Annotated in this window: 25 protein-coding genes; 19 read left to right on the top strand and 6 right to left on the bottom strand. The window is 75.4% G+C overall.

Translation table 11 applies throughout. The features are described from left to right. The first annotated feature begins 15 nt into the window (after nt 1-15). The 9 genes from CHC04_RS19470 (at nt 16) to CHC04_RS19430 (ending at nt 8,615) form a co-directional block, all read left to right on the top strand. Nucleotides 16-1,002, top strand: coding sequence for a carbohydrate ABC transporter permease (locus CHC04_RS19470; protein ID WP_089405612.1), 987 nt, complete (start codon nt 16-18; stop codon nt 1,000-1,002). After that, a complete protein-coding gene (locus CHC04_RS19465; RefSeq protein ID WP_089405611.1) occupies nt 999-1,892 on the top strand; it encodes a carbohydrate ABC transporter permease in 894 nt (297 codons plus the stop codon). The genes CHC04_RS19470 and CHC04_RS19465 overlap by 4 nt, the downstream gene beginning before the upstream one ends. Then, entirely contained in the window at nt 1,889-2,950 is a 1,062-nt protein-coding gene (locus tag CHC04_RS19460; protein ID WP_245817509.1) for an NAD(P)-dependent alcohol dehydrogenase, read from the top strand. Before CHC04_RS19465 ends, CHC04_RS19460 begins: the two co-directional genes overlap by 4 nt. Nucleotides 2,951-2,979: 29 nt before the next feature. Next, on the top strand, nt 2,980-4,497 hold the full coding sequence (locus tag CHC04_RS19455; protein ID WP_089405610.1) for a mannitol dehydrogenase family protein: 1,518 nt from the start codon (nt 2,980-2,982) through the stop codon (nt 4,495-4,497). Nucleotides 4,498-4,549: 52 nt separating this feature from the next. After that, nucleotides 4,550-5,530: a patatin-like phospholipase family protein gene (locus CHC04_RS19450; protein ID WP_089405609.1), complete on the top strand. Its 981-nt coding sequence runs from the start codon at nt 4,550-4,552 to the stop codon at nt 5,528-5,530. Continuing rightward, nucleotides 5,527-5,880 carry a nuclear transport factor 2 family protein gene (locus CHC04_RS19445; protein WP_089405608.1) on the top strand — a complete coding sequence of 118 codons (354 nt, stop codon included), beginning with the start codon at nt 5,527-5,529 and terminating at the stop codon, nt 5,878-5,880. The genes CHC04_RS19450 and CHC04_RS19445 overlap by 4 nt, the downstream gene beginning before the upstream one ends. Before the next feature lie 75 nt (nt 5,881-5,955). Next, nucleotides 5,956-6,660 carry a 3-oxoacyl-[acyl-carrier-protein] reductase gene (fabG, locus tag CHC04_RS19440; protein ID WP_089405737.1) on the top strand — a complete coding sequence of 235 codons (705 nt, stop codon included), beginning with the start codon at nt 5,956-5,958 and terminating at the stop codon, nt 6,658-6,660. Continuing rightward, entirely contained in the window at nt 6,660-7,433 is a 774-nt protein-coding gene (fabI, locus tag CHC04_RS19435; protein WP_176450103.1) for an enoyl-ACP reductase FabI, read from the top strand. The genes fabG and fabI overlap by 1 nt, the downstream gene beginning before the upstream one ends. 66 nt (nt 7,434-7,499) lie before the next feature. Next, nucleotides 7,500-8,615, top strand: a complete 1,116-nt coding sequence (locus tag CHC04_RS19430) for a ferrochelatase (RefSeq protein ID WP_089405607.1) — start codon at nt 7,500-7,502, stop codon at nt 8,613-8,615. On the opposite strand, the gene CHC04_RS19425 is transcribed toward CHC04_RS19430, so the two are convergent. Beyond that, the gene (locus CHC04_RS19425; protein ID WP_089405606.1) at nt 8,612-9,268 is read right to left on the bottom strand and encodes a hemerythrin domain-containing protein; all 657 of its coding nucleotides are present in this window, start codon (nt 9,266-9,268) and stop codon (nt 8,612-8,614) included. The genes CHC04_RS19430 and CHC04_RS19425 overlap by 4 nt on opposite strands. 136 nt (nt 9,269-9,404) lie before the next feature. Here CHC04_RS19425 and CHC04_RS19420 point away from each other — a divergent pair, with 136 nt between their 5' ends. Next, nucleotides 9,405-10,259, top strand: coding sequence for a class I SAM-dependent methyltransferase (locus tag CHC04_RS19420; protein ID WP_089405605.1), 855 nt, complete (start codon nt 9,405-9,407; stop codon nt 10,257-10,259). A 54-nt stretch (nt 10,260-10,313) separates the two neighbouring features. On the opposite strand, the gene CHC04_RS19415 is transcribed toward CHC04_RS19420, so the two are convergent. After that, complete coding sequence (locus CHC04_RS19415) at nt 10,314-11,048, bottom strand: hypothetical protein (protein WP_089405604.1); 735 nt, start codon at nt 11,046-11,048, stop codon at nt 10,314-10,316. Nucleotides 11,049-11,136: 88 nt separating this feature from the next. Between CHC04_RS19415 and CHC04_RS19410 the strand changes: the two genes are divergently transcribed. Continuing rightward, a complete protein-coding gene (locus CHC04_RS19410; protein WP_089405603.1) occupies nt 11,137-11,577 on the top strand; it encodes an NfeD family protein in 441 nt (146 codons plus the stop codon). 82 nt (nt 11,578-11,659) lie between these two features. After that, the gene (locus CHC04_RS19405) at nt 11,660-12,847 is read left to right on the top strand and encodes an SPFH domain-containing protein (RefSeq protein WP_089405602.1); all 1,188 of its coding nucleotides are present in this window, start codon (nt 11,660-11,662) and stop codon (nt 12,845-12,847) included. A gap of 65 nt (nt 12,848-12,912) precedes the next feature. On the opposite strand, the gene CHC04_RS19400 is transcribed toward CHC04_RS19405, so the two are convergent. Together CHC04_RS19400 and CHC04_RS19395 are read right to left on the bottom strand one after the other, a co-directional pair. After that, a complete protein-coding gene (locus tag CHC04_RS19400; protein ID WP_245817507.1) occupies nt 12,913-13,962 on the bottom strand; it encodes an RNA polymerase sigma factor SigF in 1,050 nt (349 codons plus the stop codon). Further along, nucleotides 13,959-14,468, bottom strand: coding sequence for an ATP-binding protein (locus tag CHC04_RS19395; RefSeq protein ID WP_089405601.1), 510 nt, complete (start codon nt 14,466-14,468; stop codon nt 13,959-13,961). The genes CHC04_RS19400 and CHC04_RS19395 overlap by 4 nt, the downstream gene beginning before the upstream one ends. A 238-nt stretch (nt 14,469-14,706) precedes the next feature. Here CHC04_RS19395 and CHC04_RS19390 point away from each other — a divergent pair, with 238 nt between their 5' ends. Continuing rightward, a complete protein-coding gene (locus CHC04_RS19390; RefSeq protein ID WP_089405600.1) occupies nt 14,707-16,581 on the top strand; it encodes a SpoIIE family protein phosphatase in 1,875 nt (624 codons plus the stop codon). A gap of 47 nt (nt 16,582-16,628) precedes the next feature. Beyond that, entirely contained in the window at nt 16,629-17,639 is a 1,011-nt protein-coding gene (locus CHC04_RS19385) for a DNA topoisomerase IB (RefSeq protein WP_245817505.1), read from the top strand. A gap of 152 nt (nt 17,640-17,791) precedes the next feature. Here the strand turns inward: CHC04_RS19385 and CHC04_RS19380 are convergent, their stop codons facing one another. Beyond that, complete coding sequence (locus CHC04_RS19380; protein WP_089405599.1) at nt 17,792-18,190, bottom strand: STAS domain-containing protein; 399 nt, start codon at nt 18,188-18,190, stop codon at nt 17,792-17,794. A 260-nt stretch (nt 18,191-18,450) separates the two neighbouring features. Continuing rightward, the gene (locus CHC04_RS19375) at nt 18,451-18,975 is read right to left on the bottom strand and encodes a hypothetical protein (RefSeq protein WP_089405598.1); all 525 of its coding nucleotides are present in this window, start codon (nt 18,973-18,975) and stop codon (nt 18,451-18,453) included. Between the two features lie 156 nt (nt 18,976-19,131). Between CHC04_RS19375 and CHC04_RS19370 the strand changes: the two genes are divergently transcribed. The 5 genes from CHC04_RS19370 (at nt 19,132) to purU (ending at nt 23,828) form a co-directional block, all read left to right on the top strand. Beyond that, nucleotides 19,132-19,770: a DUF1360 domain-containing protein gene (locus tag CHC04_RS19370; RefSeq protein WP_089405597.1), complete on the top strand. Its 639-nt coding sequence runs from the start codon at nt 19,132-19,134 to the stop codon at nt 19,768-19,770. Nucleotides 19,771-19,896: 126 nt separating this feature from the next. Continuing rightward, entirely contained in the window at nt 19,897-20,955 is a 1,059-nt protein-coding gene (gene ku, locus CHC04_RS19365; RefSeq protein ID WP_089405734.1) for a non-homologous end joining protein Ku, read from the top strand. A 3-nt stretch (nt 20,956-20,958) separates the two neighbouring features. Continuing rightward, nucleotides 20,959-21,948 (top strand): non-homologous end-joining DNA ligase, encoded by a 990-nt coding sequence (gene ligD / locus CHC04_RS19360; RefSeq protein ID WP_245817502.1) that lies wholly within the window; start codon nt 20,959-20,961, stop codon nt 21,946-21,948. Between the two features lie 23 nt (nt 21,949-21,971). Continuing rightward, nucleotides 21,972-22,892: a non-homologous end-joining DNA ligase gene (gene ligD / locus CHC04_RS19355; RefSeq protein ID WP_217897459.1), complete on the top strand. Its 921-nt coding sequence runs from the start codon at nt 21,972-21,974 to the stop codon at nt 22,890-22,892. A 51-nt stretch (nt 22,893-22,943) separates the two neighbouring features. Further along, nucleotides 22,944-23,828: a formyltetrahydrofolate deformylase gene (gene purU / locus CHC04_RS19350; protein WP_089405596.1), complete on the top strand. Its 885-nt coding sequence runs from the start codon at nt 22,944-22,946 to the stop codon at nt 23,826-23,828. Nucleotides 23,829-23,867: the final 39 nt, after the last annotated feature.

Here is a 23,867-nt window from a genome sequence, read left to right as displayed (position 1 = left end):
CCAGGAGGCAGCGGCATGAGCACCACCCTCGAGACCAGCCGCGGACGCGGTCAGCAGCCGCCCACGCCACCGACCCCGCCACCGCCGCCACCCCCGGGCGGCGCGCTCCGCCGGACCAGCGACTGGGCCCGCCGGGCGCCCCTGCTGCCGGCCCTGGTCTTCACCATCGTGGTGACCCAGCTGCCGTTCGTGGTGACGCTGGTCGTGTCCTTCATGGACTGGAACGCCTACTACCCCGACGAGCGCGGCTTCACCGGCTTCAGCAACTACGCCAGCGTGCTCACCGACGTCAACATGCGCGAGGCGATCCTCACGACGGTCATCCTGACCGTGGTCGTCGTGCTGGTCAGCCTGCTCCTGGGGCTGGGCGTCGCACTGCTGCTGGACCGCAGGTTCCGCGGCCGCGGCGTGGTGCGGACCATGATGATCACACCGTTCCTGATCGTGCCGGTGGCCGCGGCGCTGCTGTGGAAGCACGCCCTGTTCAACCCCGAGTACGGCCTGCTCAACGGCACCCTCAACGGCATCTGGCGGTTGTTCGGGTCCGACGACGCGCCACAGCCGGACTGGATCACGGCCGCCCCGCTGGTCTCGGTGGAGGTCGCGCTCATCTGGCAGTGGACGCCGTTCATGATGCTGATCCTGCTGGCGGGACTGCAGAGCCGGCCGCTGGACGTCATCGAGGCCGCCCGCCTCGACGGCGCGAGCACCTGGCAGATCTTCCGGTACATGACGCTCCCGCACCTGCGCCGCTACCTGGAGCTGGGAGCGCTGCTGGGGTCGATCTACATCGTCCAGAACTTCGACGCGGTCTTCACCATCACCTCGGGCGGCCTGGGCACGGCGAACCTCCCGTACGTGATCTACCAGACCTTCTACCAGGCCCACGACTACGGCCGGGCATCCGCCGCCGGCGTCGTCGTCGTCATCGGCACGATCGTCATCGCCACCCTGGCGCTGCGGACGGTGTCGACGCTGTTCCAGGAGGAGAACGCGCGATGAGCTCGATCACCGACGTCGCGCCGGTCGCCGCGACCCGCACCCCCGAGGGCCGGCCCCGCCGCACCCGCAAGCCGCGCTCGGGCCCCCTGCTGGGGCTGCTCGCCTGGGTGATCGGCTTCCTGTTCGTCGTGCCGGTGCTGTGGATGGTGCTGACGTCGTTCCACAGCGAGGAGGACGCCGCCACCAACCCGCCCTCGCTGGCGGCGCCGCTGACGCTGGAGGGCTATCGCGAGTTCTTCGGCGTCGGCACCGGCACCAACCCGTGGCCGTCGCTGCTCAACTCCCTGACCGCCAGCGTCGTGTCCACCGTCATCGTGCTCCTGCTGGCCCTCCCCGCCGCCTACGCGCTGTCGATCAAGCCGGTGCGCAAGTGGAGCGACGTGCTCTTCTTCTTCCTCTCCACCCGCATGCTGCCGATCGTGGCCGGGCTGCTGCCCATCTACCTGTTCGCGCAGTGGAGCGGCCTGCTCGACAACATCTGGCTGCTCATCGTCCTGTACACGGCGATGAACCTGCCGATCGCGGTCTGGATGATGCGCTCCTTCCTCGCCGAGGTGCCGGTGGAGATGCTCGAGGCCGCGCAGATGGACGGCGCCGGGCTGCTGCGGACCCTCCGCGCGGTCGTGGCACCCGTCGTCCTGCCGGGCATCGCCGCGACCTCGCTGATCTGCTTCATCTTCAGCTGGAACGAGCTGCTGCTGGCCCGGACCCTGACCGGCACCGTGGCGCAGACCGCGCCGGTCTACCTGACCGGGTTCGTGACCAGCCAGGGGCTGTTCCTGGCGCAGGTCTGCGCGGCGGCGTTCGCGGTGTCCCTGCCGGTGCTGATCGCGGGCTTCGCCGCCCAGGACAAGCTCGTGCAGGGGCTCTCCCTCGGCGCGGTCAAGTGACCCGGTCGGCCGCGAGCGCGGCCACCCTCGAGCGAGGCGCGGTGATGCGGGCCGCCGTGCTCCACGGGGTCGGCGACGTGCGGATCGAGGAGAGACCCGTCCCGGGAGCCGGCCCCGGGGAGGTCGTCGTCCGGGTCTCGTCGGTCGGCGTGTGCGGGTCGGACACGCACTACTACGACCACGGGCGGATCGGCCGGTTCGTCGTCGACTCCCCGCTCGTGCTGGGGCACGAGGCGGCCGGCGAGGTGGCCTCCCTCGGGCCGGGCGTCACCTCCCTCGCCGTCGGGCAGCGGGTGTCGGTGGAACCGGGCGTCCCCGACCTGACGTGCCCGCAGTGCCTGGCCGGCCGGTACAACCTGTGCCCGGGGATGCGCTTCTTCGCGACCCCGCCCGTCGACGGAGCGCTGGCCGAGTACGTCGTGGTGCACGCCGCGTTCGCCCACCCGGTGCCCGACGTCCTCAGCGACGACGCCGCCGCGCTGCTCGAACCGCTCTCGGTCGGCCTGTGGGCCTGCCGGAAGGGCGGCGTGACCGCCGGTTCGCGCGTGCTGGTCACCGGTGCGGGGCCGATCGGGCTGGTCAGCGTCCAGGCGGCCCTGGCCTCCGGCGCCACCGAGGTCGTGGTGTCCGACGTCAACCCCGAACGGCTCGCCCTGGCCCGCGACCTCGGGGCCACCGACGTCGTCGACGCGCGGACGGCCGACGTCGCCGAGCTGCCCCGCCCGCCGGAGGTGCTGCTGGAGTGCTCGGGGCACCCCGCGGCGACCACGGCGGCCATCCGCGCGCTCGACCGCGCCGGCCGGGCGGTCCTGGTCGGCATGGGCGGCGACGAGCTGTCCCTCCCGCTGTCGGTGGTGCAGGAACGGGAACTGCAGGTGACCGGCACCTTCCGCTACGCCGGGACGTGGCCGACGTCGATCGCGCTGGTCGCGGCCGGACGGGTCGACCTCGACCGGCTGGTCACCGGCACCTACGGCCTCGACGGGGCGGCCGACGCCCTGACCGCCGGGCGTGACGACCCCCGCTCGGTGAAGGTCGTGGTCCACCCCCAGCGCTGACCGCCAGCCCCGTCCGAGCGGAGGACACCGTGCACCCCCTGAGCACCGCGACCCTGCCGTCCCTGGCCGGCTCCCTGCCGGTACCCGGATACGACCGCTCCCGGGTGCGCACCGGGATCGTGCACCTGGGGGTGGGCGCCTTCCACCGGTCCCACCAGGCCGTGTACGTCGACCGGCTCCTGGAGCAGGGACAGGCGCAGGACTGGGGGATCTGCGGCGTCGGCGTGCTGCCGTCGGACCGCCGGACGGCGGAGGTCATGGCGGCGCAGGACTGCCTCTACACGCTCGTCGCCAAGCACGCCGACGGCACCTACGACGCCCGCGTCGTCGGCTCGATCGTCGAGTACCTGCTCGCCCCCGACGACCCCGAGGCCGTCGTCGAGAAGATGGCGGCGGAGACGACGCGGATCGTGTCGCTGACGGTCACCGAGGGCGGCTACGCCATCGACCCGGTGACCGGCGAGTTCGACCCGACCGACGTGGGCGTCGCCGGGGACCTGGGGCGCGGCGCGACGCCGGTGACGTGGTTCGGACTGGTCGCCGAGGCGCTGGCGCGCCGGCGCGGGCGCGGGGTGGCCCCCTTCACCGTGGTGTCCTGCGACAACGTGCAGCACAACGGCGACGTCGCCCGCCGCAGCTTCGCCGCGTTCGCCGCCCTGCGGGACCCGGGGTTCGGCGCGTGGGTGGAGCACGAGGTCCCCTTCCCGAACTCCATGGTCGACCGGATCACCCCGGCGACCACCGACGACGACCGCGCCGAGGTGGCCCGCCGGTTCGGCGTCGACGACGGGTGGCCGGTGGTCTGCGAGCCGTTCAGCCAGTGGGTCCTCGAGGACCGCACCAGCCTCGGGCGGCCGCCGCTGGAGGAGGTCGGCGTGCAGGTGGTCGACGACGTCGACCCCTACGAGCGGATGAAGCTGCGGCTGCTCAACGCCAGCCACCAGGCACTGGCCTACCTCGGCCGGCTCGCCAGGCACACGCTGGTGCACGACGCGGCGCAGGACCCGCTGCTGCGGGCGTTCCTGGTCGGCTACATGGAGCAGGAGGCCACCCCGACCCTGCTGCCGGTCCCCGGGATCGACCTCGACGACTACCGGCGGGAGCTGGTCGTCCGCTTCTCCAACCCCGCCGTCCGCGACACACTCGCCCGGCTGGCCTTCGACGGCTCCGAGCGGCTGACCAAGTGGCTGCTGCCGGTCGTGCGGGACAACCTCGCCGCCGGGGGCGAGGTGCGGCGGTCCGCCGCCGTCGTCGCCGCCTGGGCCCGGTACTGCGAGGGCGTCGACGAGCAGGGGCACCCGATCGAGATCACCGACCGCCGGCGCGACGCGCTGGTGGCCCGGGCCCGGGCCCAGCGCGAGGACCCGCTCGCCTTCCTCGCGGACCGCGAGCTGTTCGGCGACCTGGTCGACGACGAGCGCTTCACCTCCGCCTACCTGGCGACGCTGACCTCCCTGCACGAGCGGGGTGCCCGGGCGACGCTGCAGACCCTGGCCGACGAGGCGCCGGGCCCGCGGCCGGTCGCGCCGGCCACCTCGCGGGGCTGACGCCGGGCCGCCCCGGCGGGCCCGGTGATCACGCCCGTGGCAGGCTCGTGGCGTGGTCCGTGTCGGTCTGGTGCTCGGTGGGGGCGGCGTCGTCGGTCAGGCCTACCACGCCGGCGTGCTGGCGGTGCTGCAGCACGACTTCGGCCTCGACGCCCGCGGCGCCGACGTCGTCGTCGGGACCTCGGCCGGGTCGATCACCGGCACCCTGCTGCGGGCGGGGGTGTCCGCGGAGGACCTCGCCGCGTGGACGGTCAAGGCGCCACTGTCCGGCGAGGACGAGGTGCTCAGGACGATGGCCGCCACCAGCGTCCCCGAGCTGGCGCCGTTCCGGCCGCTGGAGGTGCTGCGCCGGCCGCTGCGGCTGCCCGGCCCCCAGCTGATCGGGCGGGCCATCGCCCGCCCGCTGCGCTTCAACCCACTCGCCGCCGCCATGACGCTGCTGGCGCCGGGCCGGCACGACGTCGTCGAGCAGCTGGCCGCCCTGCGCGAGGTCGAGGGACCCGGGTGGCCCGAGCGCGACCTGTGGATCACCGCGGTGCGCCGCCGCGACGGGCGCCGGGTGGTCTTCGGCCGCCCCGGCGCCCCCGCGGTGCCGCTGCACCTGGCCGTCGCCGCCTCCTGCGCGGTGCCCGGCTACTTCGCCCCCGTGCGCATCGGCCGGCACGCCTACGTCGACGGCGGCGTGCACTCGGCCACCAACGCCGCGGTGATGCGCACCGCCGGCGTCGGCCTCGTCCTCGTCGTCGCGCCGATGAGCGGGTCCCCGGGCTGGCGCCCCGACGTCACCGCCGCCGTGCGCCGGTACTCGCAGCGGCAGCTCGTCCGCGAGGTGCGGGCCCTGCACGCCGCCGGGATCCGCACCGCCGTGTTCACCCCGGGCCCGGCCGAGCAGGAGGCCATGGGCGCGGACATGATGTCGCGCCACCGCCTCGACGAGGTCATCCAGCAGTCGTTCCTCCAGGGCGGCGCACACGCCGCGCGGCCGGAGGTGGCCGACCTGGTGCGGGAGGCCGCGGAGCGGACGGCGCGGTGACCGCACCCCGCGAGGTCGCCGAGGCCTTCAGCCGCCACCGCTTCCGCGACGTGTACCCGGTGCTGGCCCCCGACGTCGTCTGGACCGCCGTCGGCTCCCGGCGGACGGTCGGCCGGGACGCGGTCGTCGGCCTCTGCGAGCAGACCCTGGCCGCGCTCGCCGGCACCCGGGTCGAGTTCACCCGCTTCGTGCTGGTGGCCGACGGCGACGCCGCCGCCTGCGACGTCGTCGCCCGGTACACCGACCCCGGCGGCACCTCGGTGGTGGCCTCCTGCGACGTCTACGAGTTCCGCGACGGGGCGCTGGCGGTCATCACCTCCTACGACGTCGAGCTCGAGACGCCCGGCTGACACCCGCGGCCGGGTGGGACCGGCGGGGGCTGACTAGGTTGGACGCCGGACGAGGTCCTCGGACAGGGGGTGCACGTGGCCAGGTCGGTGCTCGTGACCGGCGGGAACCGGGGGATCGGGCTGGCCATCGCCCGTTCCTTCGCCGAGCAGGGCGACGCGGTGGCCGTCACCCACCGCGGCAGCGGCGCCCCCGAGGGGCTGTTCGGCGTGCAGTGCGACGTCACCGACGCCGAGGCCGTCGACCGCGCCTTCACCGAGGTCGAGGAGCACCAGGGGCCGGTGGAGGTGCTGGTGAGCAACGCCGGCATCACCCGCGACGGGCTGCTCATGCGGATGAAGGAGGACGACTTCACCGACGTCCTCGACGCCAACCTCACCGCCGCCTACCGGGTCGCCAAGCGGGCGACGCCCAAGATGGTCCGCGCGCGCCGCGGCCGCATGGTGTTCGTCAGCTCCGTCGTCGGGCTGCTGGGCTCGGCGGGGCAGACCAACTACGCCGCGAGCAAGGCCGGGCTGGTGGGCCTGGCCCGCTCCATCGCCCGCGAGCTCGGCAGCCGCAACGTCACCGCCAACGTCGTCGCGCCCGGGTTCGTGCGCACCGACATGACCGCGGAACTGCCGGAGAAGCGGCAGCAGGAGATCCTCGGGCAGGTGCCGCTGGGCCGGTATGCCGAGGCCGACGAGATCGCCGCCGTCGTCCGCTTCCTGGCGAGCGACGCGGCCGGATACGTCACCGGGGCGGTCGTCCCGGTCGACGGCGGACTGGGGATGGGGCACTGATGAGCGGCATTCTCGAGGGCAAGCAGGTCCTCGTCACCGGCGTGCTGACCGAGGCGTCGATCGCCTTCGCCACCGCGCGGATCGCCCAGGAGCAGGGCGCCACCGTCGTCCTGTCCAACTTCGGGCGGGCGCTGTCGCTCTGCCAGCGGATCGCCAAGCGGCTGCCGCAGGAGGCCGCCGTCGTCGAGCTCGACGTGACCAACACCGAGCACCTGGGCTCGCTGGCCGACCGGCTGCGCGAGGCCGGCCTCGACACCCTCGACGGCGTCGTGCACTCCATCGGCTTCGCGCCGCAGGAGGCGATGGGGGAGGGCTTCCCCGAGGTCGCCTGGGAGCACGCCGCGACGGCGTTCCAGGTGTCGTCGTGGTCCTACGCCTCGCTGGCCCAGGCCTGCCGGCCGCTGCTGGGCAACCCGTCGGCCATCGTCGGGCTCACCTTCGACGCCAGCGTCGCCTGGCCGGTGTACGGCTGGATGGGCGCGGCCAAGGCGGCGCTGGAGTCCGTCAGCCGCTACCTGGCCCGCGAGCTCGGCCCGGAGGGCGTGCGGTCCAACATCGTCGCCGCCGGCCCGCTGCGCAGCATGGCGATGAAGTCCATCCCCGGCAGCGCCCAGTTCGAGGAGGCCTGGGAGGGCCGCGCCCCGCTGGGCTGGTCGGTGACCGACACCGAGCCCGCCGGCAAGGCCGTCGTCGCGCTGCTGTCGGACTGGTTCCCCGCCACCACCGGCGAGATCGTCCACGTCGACGGCGGGTTCCACGCCGTCGGCGTGTGAGGTCACAGCGCCACGCCGTCGGCGTGTGAGCGCATCCGTCCCCGCACCGTCCCCGGAAGAGAGTCCGTGCCCCGCGCCACCGTCGACCTGCACCCCGGCCAGCGTCCCGACGAGGACCCCTCCCTGGCCGTCCGCAACAACGGCGGGGTCCCGCCCGCGGCCACGCCCGCCCCGCCCGGCCGCCGCGAGGCGCTGCTGGTGCTCTCCTTCGGCGGGCCCCGCGGTCACGACGACGTCATGCCGTTCCTGGAGAACGTCACCCGCGGGCGGGGCGTGCCCCGCGAGCGGCTGCTCGACGTCGCCGAGCACTACCACCACTTCGGCGGCGTGAGCCCGATCAACGAGCAGAACGAGGCGCTGGTGGCCGCGATCCGCGAGGACCTCGCCGCCAACGGCGTGGAGCTGCCGGTGTACTGGGGCAACCGCAACTGGGACCCCTACGTCGAGGACGTCTGGCAGCAGATGACCGACGACGGCGTCGAGCACGTCTACGTCCTGGCGACCTCGGCCTACGCCTCCTACTCCGGGTGCCGGCAGTACCACGAGGACGTCGCCCGGGCCCGCATCGCGACCGGGGGCGGCCCCACCGCCGAGAAGCTGCCGCACTACTTCGACACCCCCGGCTTCGTGCGGGCCAACGCCGACGCCCTCGCCGCGGCGCTGGCGCGGCTGCCCGAGGAGCACCGCGGCACCGCCCGCCTGGTGGCCACGGCGCACTCCATCCCCGACGCGATGGCCGCCGTCGCCGGGCCCGACGGGCACGCCTACGAGACCGAGCTGACCGCCGCCGCGCGGGCCGTCGTCGACGCCGTCGACCCCGGCCGGGAGTTCGACCTGGTCTGGCAGAGCCGCAGCGGCCCGCCGTCGGTGCCGTGGCTCGAGCCCGACGTCAACGACCACCTGCGCGCGCTGGCCGGGAGCGGCGAGCGCGCGGTCGTGGTGTTCCCGGTCGGGTTCGTCAGCGACCACCTCGAGGTCGTCTGGGACCTCGACAACGAGGCGGAGGGGACCGCCGAGGAGCTCGGGCTGGTGTTCGTGCGGGCCGGTACCGCCGGCACCCACCCGGCGTTCGTGGCGATGGTCCGCGAGCTGCTGGAGGAGCGCCGCGCCGGCGGGCAGCCGCGGCTGGGCACCAACTGCCCCGCCGCCTGCTGCCACGTCCCGCGGCCGGCGGGCCGCTAGCCGCCGACGGGCGGGCGGACCGCGGCGCGCCACACCGGCGCGACCCCGCGGGTGTAGCGCCGGCCGAACACCCGGGACAGCACGGCGGTGACCGGCGCCGGCACCGTGGCGCGCAGCACCGCCCGGTCGCCGGCGCTGATGCCGTCGGTGAGCCAGGCGAAGAAGGAGCCGGCCGCGCGGGGGTCGCGGTGCCGGAGCCGGCCGGTGACGGCCCGCCACTCGGCGCTGCCCTCGTGCGCGCGCAGCAGCGGCTCGAGCGCCTCCTCCTCGTGGTCGAGGTGGCCGACCACCACCGCGCGGGTGTGCTCCACGCTGGTGCGGGCGGCCGCGGCGTCGGCCCCGGAACCGGTCCGGGCCAGCGTGCGCAGCGCGCCGGCGGTGCCGGCCAGCGCGGCCGACATCGCCGCGTGCTCCTCCTCCATCTCGGTCAGCAGGTCCGCGGCGACCCCGGTGCCGGCGAGGAAGGGCCAGACGTACTCGTCCTCGCCCTCGTGGTGGTGGGTCAGCTCGCGGTGCACGTTGGCGAAGGCCCGCTCGAGGCCGGCCGCCCGGGCGCGGTCGCCGTCCTGCCACGGGTCGAGGGCCGCCGACAGGCGGGCGAGGTCCCGGCGCACGGCGTTGTGGATCAGCCCGTTCATCGTCGGCGCTGTCATGGCGGCCGACCGTAGCGGCGCCGCTGCCCGCACGGGAGCCCCTCCGGCCACCGACCGCGACCGCCCGCGCCCGTTGACGGGCCCGGGCCGGGAGCGGACCCTCGGAGCTCCGGGGGCCGGACGAGGACGGTGTGCCGTGGTCGCTGCTCGCTCTCTCGACGTCGACCCGGGCAACGCCGCGCAGCACCGCTCCTGGGAGGGCTCGCAGGGCGAGTTCTGGGCCGCCGAGGCCGACCGCTTCGACCGGTCGGTGGCCCGCTACGACGCGCCCCTCCTCGCTGCCGCCGCCGTCCGGCCGGCCGACCGGGTGCTCGACGTCGGCTGCGGCACCGGCGCCACGACCCGCGCGGCGGCCCGCCTGGCCGTCGCGGGCTCCGCGGTGGGGGTGGACCTGTCCTCGACGATGCTCGCCGTCGCGCGCCGCCGGGCCGACGAGGAGGGGCTGGACAACGTCGTCTTCGTCCACGCCGACGCCCAGGTCGCCGACCTGCCCGGCGGCAGCGACGTCGCCGTCAGCCGGGCGGGGGCGATGTTCTTCGCCGACCCGGTGGCCGCGCTGGCCAACGTGGGCCGCGCGCTGCTGCCCGGTGGCCGGCTGGTCCTGCTGGTGTGGCAGGCCGCGGCGGCCAACGAGTGGATCACCGAGATCACGACCGCCCTCGCCGCGGGCCGGCCGGTGCCCGCGCCGCCGCCCGGCGCTCCCGGCCCGTTCTCGATGGCCGACCCCGCCCGCGTGCGCGAGGTCCTCGACGGCGCCGGCTACCGGTCGGTGTCGGTGGACGCGCTGCACGAGCCGCTGTGGCTCGGCGCCGACGCCGACGACGCGTTCGGGTTCGTCACCGGCCTCGCCGGCTGGATGCTCGAGGGGCTCGACGACGCCGCCCGCGACGCGGCGCTGGGCGACCTGCGGCGCCGGGTGGAGGCGCACCGGGGCGGCGGCGGCGTCGAGTTCGGCTCGGCCGCCTGGCTGGTGACCGCCCGCCGCCCGTGACTGCTGCGGCGGCCGCAACGGCGCACGCGAGAAGGGCGCACGCGAGGAGGCCGGTCAGCGGGGGACGGCGTTGTACGCGGCGACGGTCGCCTCGCGGACGGCGGCGGCCAGCGGGCGCAGCGCGTCGTCGCGGGCGGCGGCCTGACCGCCGGTGACCGCGCCGCCGGGGGCGTCGGCCGTCGCGAGGTCGAGCACCCGCGCCAGCCGCCGGGCGCGGGCGAGGACCGATACCGCCAGCGGGTCGGTGTCCGGCGGCAGCTCCGGCGCCTGAGCCCCGGCCAGGCCGGTCAGCAGCGCCGGCACCTCGGGGTGCCAGCGGGCGAGGTCGAGGCGGGCCAGCGTGCGGGCCGCGTCGCCGACGGCGAGGTCCAGCGACCCCGACAGCGCGCGCAGCGACCCCTCCGCCGCCGGCGGAGCGGGTGGCACGCCGTCGAGGTCGACCGCCGTCCAGGTCACGACCTCCGGCCCCGCGGCCTCGGGCACCAGCGCGACCCGGTCGCCCACCGCGGCCTGACCGGCCTCCAGCGCCAGCGCGCCCAGCCCGGGTGCCGGCGGCAGCCCCCGGACGTCGCCGGGCACCGGCAGCACCAGCTTGACCCGGCGCTCCCCGAGCCCGCGCAGCGCGGTCAGCGCCCAGCCCAGCGGCACCGCGCCGGGCGCACCGGGCACGCCGGTCACCCGGTGCGCGCGGTCGTCGGCGAGCGCGTCGAGCGCGGCGTCGGTGGAGACGCGGCCGGAGAGCCAGGCGGTGGCCCACACCGCGAACCGGCCGGCGAGGAGGTCGTGCACCCCGCGAGGCTACGTCGGGCGGCCGGCCGGGCGCGCAGCCGGCGCGAGAGCGGCACTCGCCGGTGCCGCCGTCTGGGAGGATGCAGGCATGGCTGCGTGGGTGCTCTGGCTGGTGGCCGCGGGGCTGTTCACCGCCGGCGAGGTGGTCAGCCTCGACCTGGTCCTGCTGATGTTCGCCGGCGGGGCGCTGGGTGGCATGGTGGTCGCCCTCGCCGGGGGCGGCGTGCCCGTCCAGCTGATCGCCTTCCTCGCCGTCTCGGCGTTCCTCATCGCCGCCGTCCGGCCGGTGGCCAAGGCGCACCTGGAGAACCGGACGCCGCGGCACCTCGACGGCGTCCAGGCGCTGGTCGGACGCACCGCCATGGTCACCCGCGAGGTGGGTCGCTCCGGTGGCCGCATCCAGGTGGGCGCCGACGAGTGGACCGCGCGGTCGGGGTTCGACGAGACCTTCGAGGTCGGCACGACCGTGCGCATCCTGCAGGTCGACGGCGCCACCGCCGTGGTGGGCGAGTCGTTCGGGGAGCACTGACCCGAACCGCCGCGCGGGCCGGTGACCCGCGGCGGCGGGTGGGGGATGATCACGGTCAGGCACCGACCCCCTGGAGGCCCCCGTGACCCCCGCCCTGATCGCACTCATCGTCGTCGTCGTGCTGTTCGTGCTGGTGGCGGCCAGGAGCGTGACGATCGTCCCGCAGGCCCAGGCGAAGGTGGTGGAGCGGCTGGGTCGTTACAGCCGCACGCTCTCGCCGGGCCTGTCGTTCCTGCTGCCCTTCGTCGACCGGGTGCGGGCCACCATCGACCTGCGCGAGCAGGTCGTCTCCTTCCCGCCGCAGCCGGTGATCACCTCCGACAACCTGCAGGTGGGCATCGACACCGTCGTCTACTTCCAGGTGACCGACCCGCGGCTGGCCACCTACGGGATCGCGAACTACATCACCGGCATGGAGCAGCTGACCACCACGACGCTGCGCAACGTGGTGGGCGGGCTCAACCTCGAGGGCACCCTCACCGGCCGCGACGGCATCAACAGCCAGCTGCGCGAGGTCCTCGACGGCACCACCGGGCCCTGGGGCCTGCGGGTGGCCCGCGTCGAGATCAAGGCGATCGACCCGCCGCCGACCATCCGCGACTCCATGGAGAAGCAGATGCGCGCCGACCGCGACAAGCGCGCGGTCATCCTGCAGGCCGAGGGGCAGCGGCAGTCGGCGATCACCAGCGCCGAGGGTCAGAAGGCGGCGGCGATCCTCTCGGCGGAGGGCCGCAAGCAGGCGGCGATCCTCGACGCCGAGGCCGAGCGGCAGAGCCGGATCCTGCGGGCCGAGGGCGAGCGGGCGGCGCTGTTCCTGCAGGCGCAGGGCCAGGCCAAGTCCATCGAGACGGTGTTCCGCGCCATCCACGACGGCAAGCCCGACCAGGGCCTGCTGGCCTACCAGTACCTGCAGACGCTGCCGCAGATCGCCCAGGGCGACGCGAACAAGATGTGGATCGTCCCCAGCGAGTTCAGCAAGGCGCTGGAGGGCCTGTCCCGGCTCGGCGGGGGCGACGGCGAGAGCCGGTCGTTCCTCGACGTCCCGCCGTCGGTCGACGGGACGGCCGCGACCGACCCGATCGACACCAGCGGCTGGTTCGAGTCGCAGCTGCCCCCGGCCGCCGCGCAGCCCGAGGCGCGGATCGAGATGTCGAGCATCGCCGACGCCGGCCCGGCCGTGCCCTCTCCGCAGCTGCCACCGACGACGGACATGGCGCGGGTCGCCGAGAACGGCGTCGCCCGGCAGGACGGGACGCCCCCGGGCGCCTGAGGAGCGGACCCGGAGCCCGTGCGGCCGACCCGGAGCCCGTGCACTTCCGCGGAAGTGCACGGGCTCTAGTCCTTGAGGAGGCCCTCGCGGAGCTTGGCCAGCGTCTGGGACAGCAGCCGGGAGACGTGCATCTGCGAGATGCCGATGTCGGCGGCGATCTGCGACTGGGTCATGTTGCCGAAGAACCGCAGGATGAGGATCCGCCGCTCCCGGGCCGGGATGGTGGCCAGCAGCGGCTGCAGCGACTCGCGGTACTCCACGCCCTCGAGCGCGGCGTCCTCCTCGCCGAGGGTGGCGGCCAGCGTGGGGGAGTCGTCCTCGCCGGAGAGCCGCTCGTCGAGGGAGCTGCTGCGGTAGGCGTTGGCCACCGCGAGGCCCTCGAGGACCTCCTCGCGCGGGATGCCCAGGTGCTCGGCCAGCTCCGACGGCGTCGGCGCCCGCCCGTTCTTCTGCGCGAGCTCCCCGACGGCGGAGTTCAGCGACAGGTGCAGCTCCTGCAGCCGGCGCGGCACCCGCACCGACCAGCCCTGGTCGCGGAAGTGCCGCTTGATCTCACCGGTGATCGTGGGGACGGCGAAGGAGAGGAACTCCACGCCGCGGTTGGGGTCGAACCGGTCGATCGCCGCGATGAGGCCGAGCGTGCCGACCTGCAGCAGGTCGTCGAAGGGCTCGCCGCGGTTGCTGAACCGGCGGGCGAAGTGCCGGACCAGGGGCAGGTGCTCCTCGACCAGGATCTCGCGCAGCCGCTCGCGGCGGGGGTCGTCCTTCTCCAGCGTCGCGAGCTCGGCGAACAGCGGCGCGGTGCGCTCGGCGCGGCGGCGGTTGTCCGAGACCGGGGCGCTGTCGGGCTCGCGGGCGGCGTCCGCGGTCCGGTCGCCGTCCTCGGTGTCGGCGTCCTCCGTGTCCGTGTCGGCCTCGGTGTCCTCGGTGTCCTCGGTGTCCTCGGTGTCCTCGGTGTCCTCGTCCGAGGCGGTGTCGCTGTCGGTGACGTCGTCGGTGCTCTCGTCGTCGTCGCGGGGCAGGACGGTCTCCTCCGCGGGGTCGGGCGTGGTCTCCGGCACGTCGTCCAGGGTGTCCTCCTCGACGGCCCGGCTGCTGGCGGCCGCCGACGTCACGGGGCGACCGAGAGGTCGCTGCCCATGCCGCTGCCCGCGCGGCCGACGAGCTCGCCCGGTCGCTGCCCGGGCAGGTACTTGTCCATGCTGATCACGGCCACCGCCGCGCCGCTGCCGTCACCGCCGGGCACCGTCGCCTGGGTGGCGCGGTGGCCGTCGACGTTGTCGGCCAGGGTCTGCAGCACCGCCCAGCCGAAGCCGTCGCGGGGGACGTCGGTGCCCTCGGCGGTGGGCACCCACGCGTCGATGTGCAGCCCGGCGCGGGTGGTCTCGAACACCACCGTCAGCGGCGCGTCGCCCAGCGCGATGGCCGACAGGGTCGCGCACGCCTCGTCGACCGCGAGGCGCAGGTCCTCGACCGAGTCGAGGTCGTAGTCCATGCGGATCGCCAGGTCACCGGCCATCGCGCGCACCGCGGGGAGCTGGGTCGGCGTGGTGGGCACCCGCAGTTCCAGTCGTTCGGCGCGTCGCCCGTCCTGGGCGAGGGCACTGCTCGAGTCCGCCATCCGTCGTCCGCTCCTCATCCGTTCTGCTCGGTTCCCGCGCCGCCCGCGTGGGCGGGCCCGCGGGCACCCGGCTCCATCCTGCCCGCCGGGTCGTGGTGCGCTCCGCGCGGGGCCGGGGCTCTCGCCCGGCCGCACGCCAGCGCGGGGGGCTACCCCGCGGCCGAGCAGGTCAAACGCGCGCCGGACGGACCCGGTGCGCGGTTGCCGGGCCGCAGGCGCTGTTGTGTGCTTGTGCCGGATGAACACCAGCCAGGGCAGCTCGCCGCCGGGGCCCCGTCCCGTCGTGGACGAGGGCCCGGCCGCGTTGGTCGCCGCCCTGGAGGAGGCGCCCTCGGCCCTCTGGTTCGTCACCGGTCCGGAGCAGCGCACCGTGTGGGCCAACGCCCGCGCCCGTGAGCTGGGGGCCGCGCCGTACGACCTGCCGGTGGTGGGGGGCCGGCCGGTGGCCGACCTGGTCGCCAGCGTGCTGCGCACCGGCCGTCCGCAGACCCTCACCGGCGTCCTCGACGAGGAGGGGCCGCCGGTGACGGTGGCGGTCCGCCCGCTGGCCGCGGGGCCCGACCCCGGGGCGGTGCTCGTGCTCGAGGGCGGCCTGGTGCCCGACGGCGCCGAGGACCGGGTCGGCGACGCCCCGCCGCCCGGGCCGCTCCCGGACGTCGTCGGGGAGGCCCAGCTCTCGCTGCTGCCGCCGTCCCTGCCGCTGCTGCCCGACGTGCGCCTGTCGGGCAGCTACCACCCCGCCACCTCCGCGCGCGCCGCCGGCGGCGACTGGTACGACGCGGTGCCGCTCGGGCACGGCCGGCTGGCGCTGGTCATCGGCGACGCCGTCGGCCACGGGGTGCCGGCCGCGGCCGCGATGAGCCGGTTGCGCGGCGCGATGCGCTCCAGCGCGCTGCACGACCCCGCCCCGGCCGCCGTCCTGGGGGCGCTCGACGACTTCGCCGCCCAGATGGACGACGTCCAGGGCGCGTCGGTGTTCTACGCCGTCCTCGACGCCGCCACCGGCGCGCTGGCCTTCGCCGCGGCCGGGCACCCGCCGCCGCTGCTGGTGCACGCCGACGGCCGCACCACCTACCTGCCGGTGGCCGCCCGCCCGCCGCTGGGCACGCTCCCGGGCGCGGCCACCCCGGTGTCCCGCGCGCAGCTCGAGCCCGGCGCCACGCTGGTCCTCTACTCCGACGGCGCGGTGGCGGCCGCGGGCCCGCCGCCCTCCATGGGACTGGGGCGGCTCAGCGAGGTCGCCCGCACCGCGCTCACCGACCCGGCCGCCCTCGACGGCGAGGCCGTGGCCGGGCTCGCCTCCCGGATCGCCGCCGGGCTGCTCACCGCCGACGGGCGCCCCGACGACGTCGCCGTCCTGGTCGCGCACCGCCGCTCCCGGTCGGTGGAGCCGCTGCAGCTGGACCTGGTGGCGGTGCCCTCGGCGCTGCCCGCGGTCCGCCGCCGCCTCGGGGCGTGGCTGACGGCGCTGGGCATGGGCGAGCAGGACCGCGTCGGCGTGATGGTGGCCGTGGGCGAGGCCTGCGCCAACGCCGCCGAGCACGCCTACCGCGACACCGAGCCCGGCCCGATGCGGGTCACCGCCGCGGTCGACGTCGACGGCGTGCTCACCGTGACCGTGCACGACGAGGGCACCTGGCGCCCGCCCGACCGCGACCCCGGCGACCGCGGCCGTGGCCTGCTGATCATGCGGCAGCTCGTCGACGGCATGGTCGTCCGCGGCGAGCACGGCACCACGGTCACGCTGCGCACCCGGCTGCGGCAGAGCCCCGTCGAGGAGCCCGAGCACCCGGTGGGCGGCACCGGGGCCACGGTCGTCGTCGACCGGGCGGGCGGCAGCCCCGTGGTGCGCGCGGCCGGCGACGTCGACCTGGTCGGCGCCGAGCAGCTGCGGATCCGGCTGCTGGAGGCCAGCCACGGCGGCACCGTCCGCGTCGAGCTCGACCTGACCGCCGTCACCCTGTTCAGCAGCGCCGCGGTGCGGGTGGTGCTGGCCGTGGCGGCCATCGCCGAGTCCGAGGGCTGGCGGCTGGTGGTGCACGCGCCGGACGGCGGCGTCACCCGGCACATCCTCGAGGTCAGCGGGCTGCAGCGGCTGGTCGAGCTGCGCTGACCCGCGGGCCCGGTTTACCGGACCGGCCGGTTGCCCATCCACGGGGCGTGAGACTGCGGCGCAGCAACGTGCACGGCCCCGGCTGGACCCGGCGCCGCGCCGGGCGCGGCTTCGCCTACCGCGACGAGACCGGCGCGCTCATCCGCGACCCCGAGCGGCTCGACCGGATCAAGGGCATCGCCATCCCCCCGGCGTGGAAGGACGTCTGGATCTGCCCGTGGCCCAACGGTCACATCCAGGCCACCGGCCTCGACGCCGCGGGACGGCGGCAGTACCGCTACCACGACGCCTGGCGGGCCCGGCGCGACGCGGAGAAGCACGAGCGGGTCCTGGCGATCGCCTCCGAGCTGCCCGACGTCCGCGACCGCGTCGCCGCGGCGCTGCGGACCCGCGGGCCCAACCGCGAGCGGGTGCTCGCCTGCGCGCTGCGGCTGCTGGACCTGGGCACCTTCCGGATCGGCAGCGAGGAGTACGCCGAGGAGAACGGCACCTACGGCCTGGCCACGCTGCGCCGGGAGCACGTCACGGTCCGCGGCGAGCGCACCTACTTCCGGTACACCGCCAAGGGAAGCATCGAGCGCGAGGTGGAGATCACCGACCGGCCGACGGCGACCGTCGTCCGGCAGCTGCTCGAACGCCCCGACGACGCGGGGGAGGAGCTGCTGGCCTACCAGCTGGAGGACGGCAGCTGGCGCGACGTCACCAGCGACGAGATCAACGCCTACCTCAAGGAGGTCAGCGGCGCGGAGATCACCGCCAAGGACTTCCGGACGTGGAACGCCACGGTGATGATGGCCGCCGCGCTGGCCGAGCGGCCCTTCCCCAGGACCAAGACCGAGCGGGACAAGACCATCCGGGACGCCTACGTGCGGGTGTCGGAGCAGCTGGGCAACACCCCCGCGGTCTGCAAGGCCAGCTACGTCGACCCGCGGGTGGTCGACCGGTACGAGCACGGCGAGACCGTCGCCGACGCGCTCGGTGAGCTGACGCAGACCGACGACGACCGCGAGGCCCAGAAGGTGCTCGAGCAAGCAGTGTGCCGCTTGTTGTCCGCTTAGGCGGCCCGCCTGCAGGGGCCCGCCGTGAGCCTGTGAGCGGTGGGGGGCAGGCGGGTCCTTCCAGTGCCGCTTGCCGTCCGCCTGAACCGGGTCCCGGAAAGCGACGAGGCCCCGCCGGAGCGGGGCCTCGTCGGGGATGGTGCGGCGGACGGTCAGCGGGCGCTGCTGTCCACGATGGTGAACAGGTCGATCAGGCCGGTGACCTCCAGCGGGCGGGTGACGGCCCGGGTGGTGGCGACCAGGCGCAGGCCGACGTCGCGGGCGCGGGCCGACTTCTGCGTCTCGACGAGGACGGCCAGGCCGGCCGACCCCAGGAACTGGACGCCGGACAGGTCGATGACCAGTTCGCGGGGCTGCTGCTCGAGCTGGGTGTCCAACGAGGAGCGGAGCACCGGCGCGGTGAAGGTGTCGACCTCGCCGACGACCGTCACCGTGACCGCGCCGTCCTCACCGGTGGAGGTCGAGAGCGTGATCACGTCGTCGAAGGGAGCCTCCGTGCCCTCGGTGGACACGTCGGGCTGCCCCCCGGCGGGCAGGTCGGATGCGGTCACGGACGCAGCTCCTCTCAGTGGCCGCGCCGAACGGAACGGCCACCGGTCAATCTACCGCCGCGGAGACCGGGGACGTCGGTACCCCGGGTGGGCGGTCGGTCGTGGGGAACACGCCGGGAACGGTCGGCCGGCGCGCGCGGCTGCCTGCTCAACCGCATTTACAACGTAGACAACCGGATGGCCGCACGCCAACCAGCCCGGCAGGACCCCCTCAGCGGGTGACCTGCCGGGCCGGTCGGGGAACCGGGGGAGCCGGGGGATCAGGTGTCGAGCACGTGGACGGCGGCCTCCTCCGGGCCCTCGCCCCCGGCGCGGCGGTCGGCGGTGGCCTCGACGTCGTCGGCGGTCTTGTTCGTGCCCGAGTCGCTGTCGAACGTCGTCGAGGTGTCCTGCTCGAGCTGCATCGACGCCGCCTGCGGGTCCTCCGCCGGACGCACACCGGGCTGCACGTCGGGCACCTCGCGCTCCAGGCGGCCGCTGAGCGACTCGCCCTCGGACTGCTCGGCGGCGGTGGTGCCGAAGTCGATCGAGGCGCCGGGGTCCTCCCGCGGCAGCGGCGCGAACTCGGGGTCCTCGGAGGCCGCGATGCCGGGGGAGTCGTCCTGCGAGACCTCCGGGATGCCCTCGTCCTCGGGGAACACGTCGCGGGCGGTCTGCCCCTCCGGGCGCGTCGCGCCGGCGTCGCTGCCGGCGTCCTCGGCCACCCCGGTCAGGCCCCGCTCGTCGTCGGGGAACTCGGCGTCGTTGAGCGCGGAGTGGACGGCTCCGGGGTCGGGCTGGGTCATCGGCTTCCTCCCTCTCGGGCCGCCGGGACGGTGCACCCGGCGGCGGACTGCTCCTGCGCCTACCCGGCTCCCCGCGGCCCATGCGGCAGGAGTCCCGGGCGGAACGGGTCGCGCACGACCGCATGGCGCACCGGCCCCCCGGGTAGCGCAGCCGCCATGGCGATCCAGGACGAGGTGGCGCGCATCGGGCAACCGGTCCGCCGCTGGGCGACCGAGCAGGCCCGCGGCTACGACGGCGGGGAGGGCCGGCCGCTGGGCGGCTTCCTGGGTGCGATGAGCGTCTACAGCGCCGCGGTGGCCACCGGTGCCGCCGTCGTCCGGGCGACCGGGCGCGAGCTGCCCTCGCGGATCCCGCTCGGCGACGCCGTCCTGCTCACCGTGGGCACCTTCCGGCTCGCCCGCCGGATCGCCAAGGACCCGGTCACCAGTCCGCTGCGGGCGCCGTTCGCCCGCTTCCAGGGCGCCTCGGGCGAGGCCGAGCTGGCCGAGGACCTGCGCGTGGAGCACGGCTGGAAGCACGCGGTCGGCGAGCTGGTGACCTGCCCGTTCTGCCTCGCGCAGTGGGTGGGCACCGGCTTCGTGTTCAGTTACGTCGCCGCGCCGCGGGCCACCCGGCTGGCGGCGCTGACGATGACGATGGTGGCCGGCTCCGACGTCCTGCAGTTCGCCTACGACGCGCTGCAGAGCAGTGTCACCGGCGGCGGACCGGAGGAGGATCAGGGCGGCGGCGGCAGCCGCGGTGACGGCAGCGACGACGACGAGGACACGGCCGGCCGGCACGCCGAGCAGGCCTGACAGGAGGACGCCCGCTTCCCCCGGGCGGAGGAGACCAGCAGCGACGACGCTGCCGGGGCGCCGGCCCGCACCTATCCTGCGGGCCGCGCCGCCGATGGTCGCGGAGCCCGGGGAAGGGGAGTGGACATGCGCTCGATCTGGCGCGGCGCGGTCTCGTTCGGCCTGGTCAGCATCGGGGTGAAGCTGTACACGGCCACGGAGGACAGGGACGTCCGCTTCCACCAGGTGCACGCCGCCGACGGCGGGCGGGTCAAGTACAAGCGGGTCTGCTCGATCGACGGCGAGGAGGTCGAGTACGGCGACATCGCCAAGGGCTACGAGCTCCCCGACGGGCAGCTGGTGGTCCTCACCGACGACGACCTCGCCGAGCTGCCGCTGGCCACCCGGCGGGAGATCGAGGTCCTGCAGTTCGTCGACCAGGCCGAGATCGACCCCATCCACTTCGAGAAGACCTACTACCTCGAGCCCGACGGCCCGGCGACCCGCCCGTACGTGCTGCTGCGCGACGCGCTGGAGAACACCGGCCAGGTCGCCATCACCAAGATCGCGCTGCGGCAGCGGGAGTCGCTGGCCGCGATGCGCGTCCGCGACGGCGTCCTGGTGCTGCACACGATGCGCTGGCCCGACGAGATCCGCCGTCCGGACTTCGGCTTCCTCGACGAGGACGTCTCGGTCCGGCCGCAGGAGCTGCAGATGGCCGAGGCGCTGATCACTTCGATGGCCGGCGACTTCGACCCCGCCGGGTTCACCGACGACTACCGCGAGGCCATGACCGCGCTGCTGGAGGCCAAGCAGACCGGCGGCGAGGTGCAGCCGGTGCCCGAGACCGCCGACCCGGGCGCGGCCGTGGTCGACCTGATGAGCGCGCTGCGCCGCAGCGTCGAGCGCGCCCGCGGGGGAGGCGCCGACGAGGAGGACGAGGCCCCCGCCCCCGCCCGCCGTGCCCCGGCCGCGACGGCCGCGGCGAAGCGGGCCCCGGCGAAGCGGGCTCCGGCGAAGCGGGCCGCGGCGAAGCGGGCCCCGGCGGCGGAGAAGGCGCCGGCGGAGAGGACGGCGGCCCGCGAGGCCCCGGCGCGCACGGCCGCGGTCGCCGCGGAGGAGCCGCCGGTGCGCACCACCCGCGCGCGCAAGGTCACCGCGGCGAAGAAGGAGCCGGCCAAGCGCACGTCGCGGCGCAGCGCCTGACCCGTGCGCCCCGCCGTCCTCCCCGCGCCGCCGGTGCCGGCGCCCATGCTCGCCGTCGCCGGCGAGCTGCCGCCGCGCGGCCAGGACGCCGCGTGGGGTTACGAGTTCAAGTGGGACGGCGTCCGCGCGCTGGCCGCCGTCCGCCGGGGCCGGGTCGAGCTGTGGGCGCGCAGCGGCACCCCGCTCACCGACCGTTATCCCGAAATGGGTCAGCTGCCTGCGGCGCTCGGGCGCGCCGACGTTGTCGTCGACGGCGAGGTGGTGGCCCTCGACCGGCTGGGCCGGCCCGACTTCGGCCTGCTGCAGAACCGGATGCACCGCACCGGCGGGGCCGAGGTCGCCCGGCTGGCCGCCGCGGCGCCGGTGACCTACCTGGTCTTCGACGTGCTGAGCCTGGACGGGCGCAGCCTGCTCGACCTGCCCTACGACCAGCGGCGGGAGCGGCTCGACGGCCTGGGCGCCGAGGGGCGGCGCTGGGTGACCACCCCGTGGTTCCGGGGCGGCGGCGCCGACGTCCACGCCGCCAGCCGCGACAACGGCCTCGAGGGCGTCGTCGCCAAGCGGCTGGACTCGCCCTACCGGCCTGGCGTGCGGGCGCCGGAGTGGCGCAAGGTCAAGCACCTGCGCACGCAGAGCGTCGTCGTCGGCGGCTGGCGGCCGGGCAAGGGGCGGCGCGCCGGGGGAGTGGGCTCGCTGCTGGTCGGCGTCCACGACGACGACGGCCGGCTGGTCTACGCCGGGCACGTGGGCACCGGCTTCCCCGACGCGGCGCTGCGCGAGCTCGGGGCGCTGCTCACCCCGCGCCGCACTCCGCCGTTCGCCGACGCGCTGCCGCGCGAGGTCGCCCGCGATGCGCGGTGGGCCGAGCCCGAGCTGGTCGGCGAGGTGGCCTTCGCCGCGTGGACGGCCGACGGCCGGCTGCGCCACCCGGCGTGGCGCGGGCTGCGCGAGGACCTCGACGTCGACGAGGTCGTCGTGGAGTGGTCGCCGTAGGCCCGGCGCGGTGGGATGGGCCGGTGAGCCGCCAGCGGGTGCGCGTCGAGGGCCGGCAGCTGTCGGTGTCCAACCTCGACAAGGTCCTCTTCCCCGAGGTCTCGTTCACCAAGGCGCAGGTCATCGACTACTACGTGCGCATCGCGCCGGTGCTGCTGCCGCACCTGTCCGGCCGGCCGGTGACCTTCACCCGCTGGCCCGACGGCGTCGAGGGGCAGGCGTTCTTCGAGAAGAACAGCGCCCGGCACGCGCCCGACTGGGTTCGCAAGGTCACCGTGCCCAGCCCCGGCAGCGCCAAGGACCGCGAGGTGCTGGAGATGGTGGTCCTCGAGACCGTCGCCGACCTGGCCTGGGCGGCCAACCTGGCCGCGCTGGAGCTGCACGTGCCGCAGTGGCAGGTGGGCAGCAAGCTGCAGCCGGCCCTGCCGGACCTGCTGGTGCTCGACCTCGACCCCGGTCCGCAGGCCGGCATCGCCGAGTGCTGCGAGGTGGCCGAGCGGCTGCGGGTGCGGCTGGTCGACGACGGGCTCGACCCGGTGGTCAAGACCTCCGGCTCCAAGGGCATGCAGGTCTACGCCCCGATCCGGGTCGCCGACCGCGACCACCCGTCCCGGTACGCCAAGGCGCTGGCCCAGGAGCTCTCGGCGCAGACGCCCGACCGCGTCGTCTGGCGGATGGAGAAGGTGCTGCGCCCCGGGAAGGTGCTCATCGACTGGAGCCAGAACAACCCGGCCAAGACGACGGTGGCGCCCTACTCGCTGCGCGCCCGGCCCGACGCCCCGGTGTCCGCCCCGGTCGGGTGGGACGAGGTGGACGCCGTGCGGGACGGCGCCGACCCCGGTGAGCTGCGGTTCCGCACCGAGGAGGTGCTGGCGCGGGTGGAGGAGTACGGCGACCTGTTCGACGTCGCCGGCCGCACCCGCGCCCGGCTGCCCTCCCTCTGAGGGAGGAGACCGCGGCGGCGCCGGCGCCGGCCTCTGCCACCATGGCTGATCGTGTCCGCCGCGCCCGTCGCCTCTGCCGTGAACACCGCCGACACCGGTCGGCTGGTGGTGCGCTGCCCCGACCGCCCGGGCATCGTCGCGGTGCTCTCCCGGCTGCTCGCCGACGTCGGGGCGAACATCACCGAGTCGCAGCAGCACTCCTCGGACCCGACCGGCGGGGTGTTCACACTGCGGCTGGAGTTCGTGCTGCCCGGCCTGTCGGCGCGGCGCACCCAGCTCGAGGGGGCGCTGGAGCTCCTGGCCCAGCAGTGGCAGCTCACCTGGCGGCTCACCGAGGCCTCGTACCGGCCGCGGGTGGCGGTCTTCGTGTCGAGGACCGACCACGTGCTGCAGGAGCTGCTCTACCGGGTGCGCGCCGGTGACCTGCACGCCGACATCGTCGCCGTCGTCTCCAACCACCCCGACCTGGAGCCGGTGGCGGCCGCGGCCGGGGTGCCCTTCCACCACGTGCCGGTGACGCCGGAGACCAAGGCGCAGGCCGAGGCCCGGGCGCTGGAGCTCGTCGGCGACGTCGACCTGGTGGTGCTCGCCCGGTACATGCAGATCGTGTCGGCCGACTTCTGCAGCCGGTTCCCCGAGCGGCTGATCAACATCCACCACAGCTTCCTGCCGGCGTTCGTCGGCGCCAACCCCTACCAGGCCGCCCACGACCGCGGGGTGAAGCTGATCGGCGCGACGGCGCACTACGTGACCCCCGAGCTCGACGCCGGCCCGATCATCGAGCAGGAGGTGGCCCGGGTCGACCACCGCGCCACCGTCGAGGACATGCGCCGGGTGGGCCGCTACGTCGAGCGGCAGGTGCTCGCGCAGGCGGTGACCTGGCACGTGGAGGACCGCGTGATCGTCGAGGGCGACCGGACGATCGTCTTCGCCTGAGAAGGAGGACCCCGCCGCCCCCCCACGCCTCGCTCCGCT

Origin of the sequence: Geodermatophilus saharensis (genome assembly GCF_900188205.1) — a bacterium.
GTDB lineage: Bacteria > Actinomycetota > Actinomycetes > Mycobacteriales > Geodermatophilaceae > Geodermatophilus > Geodermatophilus saharensis.
Note: the sequence above shows the minus strand (reverse complement) of the source record. Positions and strands in the feature narration are given on the sequence as shown.

Coding starts and splice junctions, on each gene's coding strand:
- ku (WP_089405734.1), top strand. CDS start 19,897: ATGCGCTCGATCTGGCGCGGCGCGGTCTCGTTCGGCCTGGTCAGCATC.
- CHC04_RS19395 (WP_089405601.1), bottom strand. CDS start 14,468: ATGGCGGACTCGAGCAGTGCCCTCGCCCAGGACGGGCGACGCGCCGAA.
- CHC04_RS19390 (WP_089405600.1), top strand. CDS start 14,707: ATGAACACCAGCCAGGGCAGCTCGCCGCCGGGGCCCCGTCCCGTCGTG.
- CHC04_RS19465 (WP_089405611.1), top strand. CDS start 999: ATGAGCTCGATCACCGACGTCGCGCCGGTCGCCGCGACCCGCACCCCC.
- CHC04_RS19470 (WP_089405612.1), top strand. CDS start 16: ATGAGCACCACCCTCGAGACCAGCCGCGGACGCGGTCAGCAGCCGCCC.
- CHC04_RS19375 (WP_089405598.1), bottom strand. CDS start 18,975: ATGACCCAGCCCGACCCCGGAGCCGTCCACTCCGCGCTCAACGACGCC.
- CHC04_RS19410 (WP_089405603.1), top strand. CDS start 11,137: ATGGCTGCGTGGGTGCTCTGGCTGGTGGCCGCGGGGCTGTTCACCGCC.
- CHC04_RS19425 (WP_089405606.1), bottom strand. CDS start 9,268: ATGACAGCGCCGACGATGAACGGGCTGATCCACAACGCCGTGCGCCGG.
- fabI (WP_176450103.1), top strand. CDS start 6,660: ATGAGCGGCATTCTCGAGGGCAAGCAGGTCCTCGTCACCGGCGTGCTG.
- CHC04_RS19370 (WP_089405597.1), top strand. CDS start 19,132: ATGGCGATCCAGGACGAGGTGGCGCGCATCGGGCAACCGGTCCGCCGC.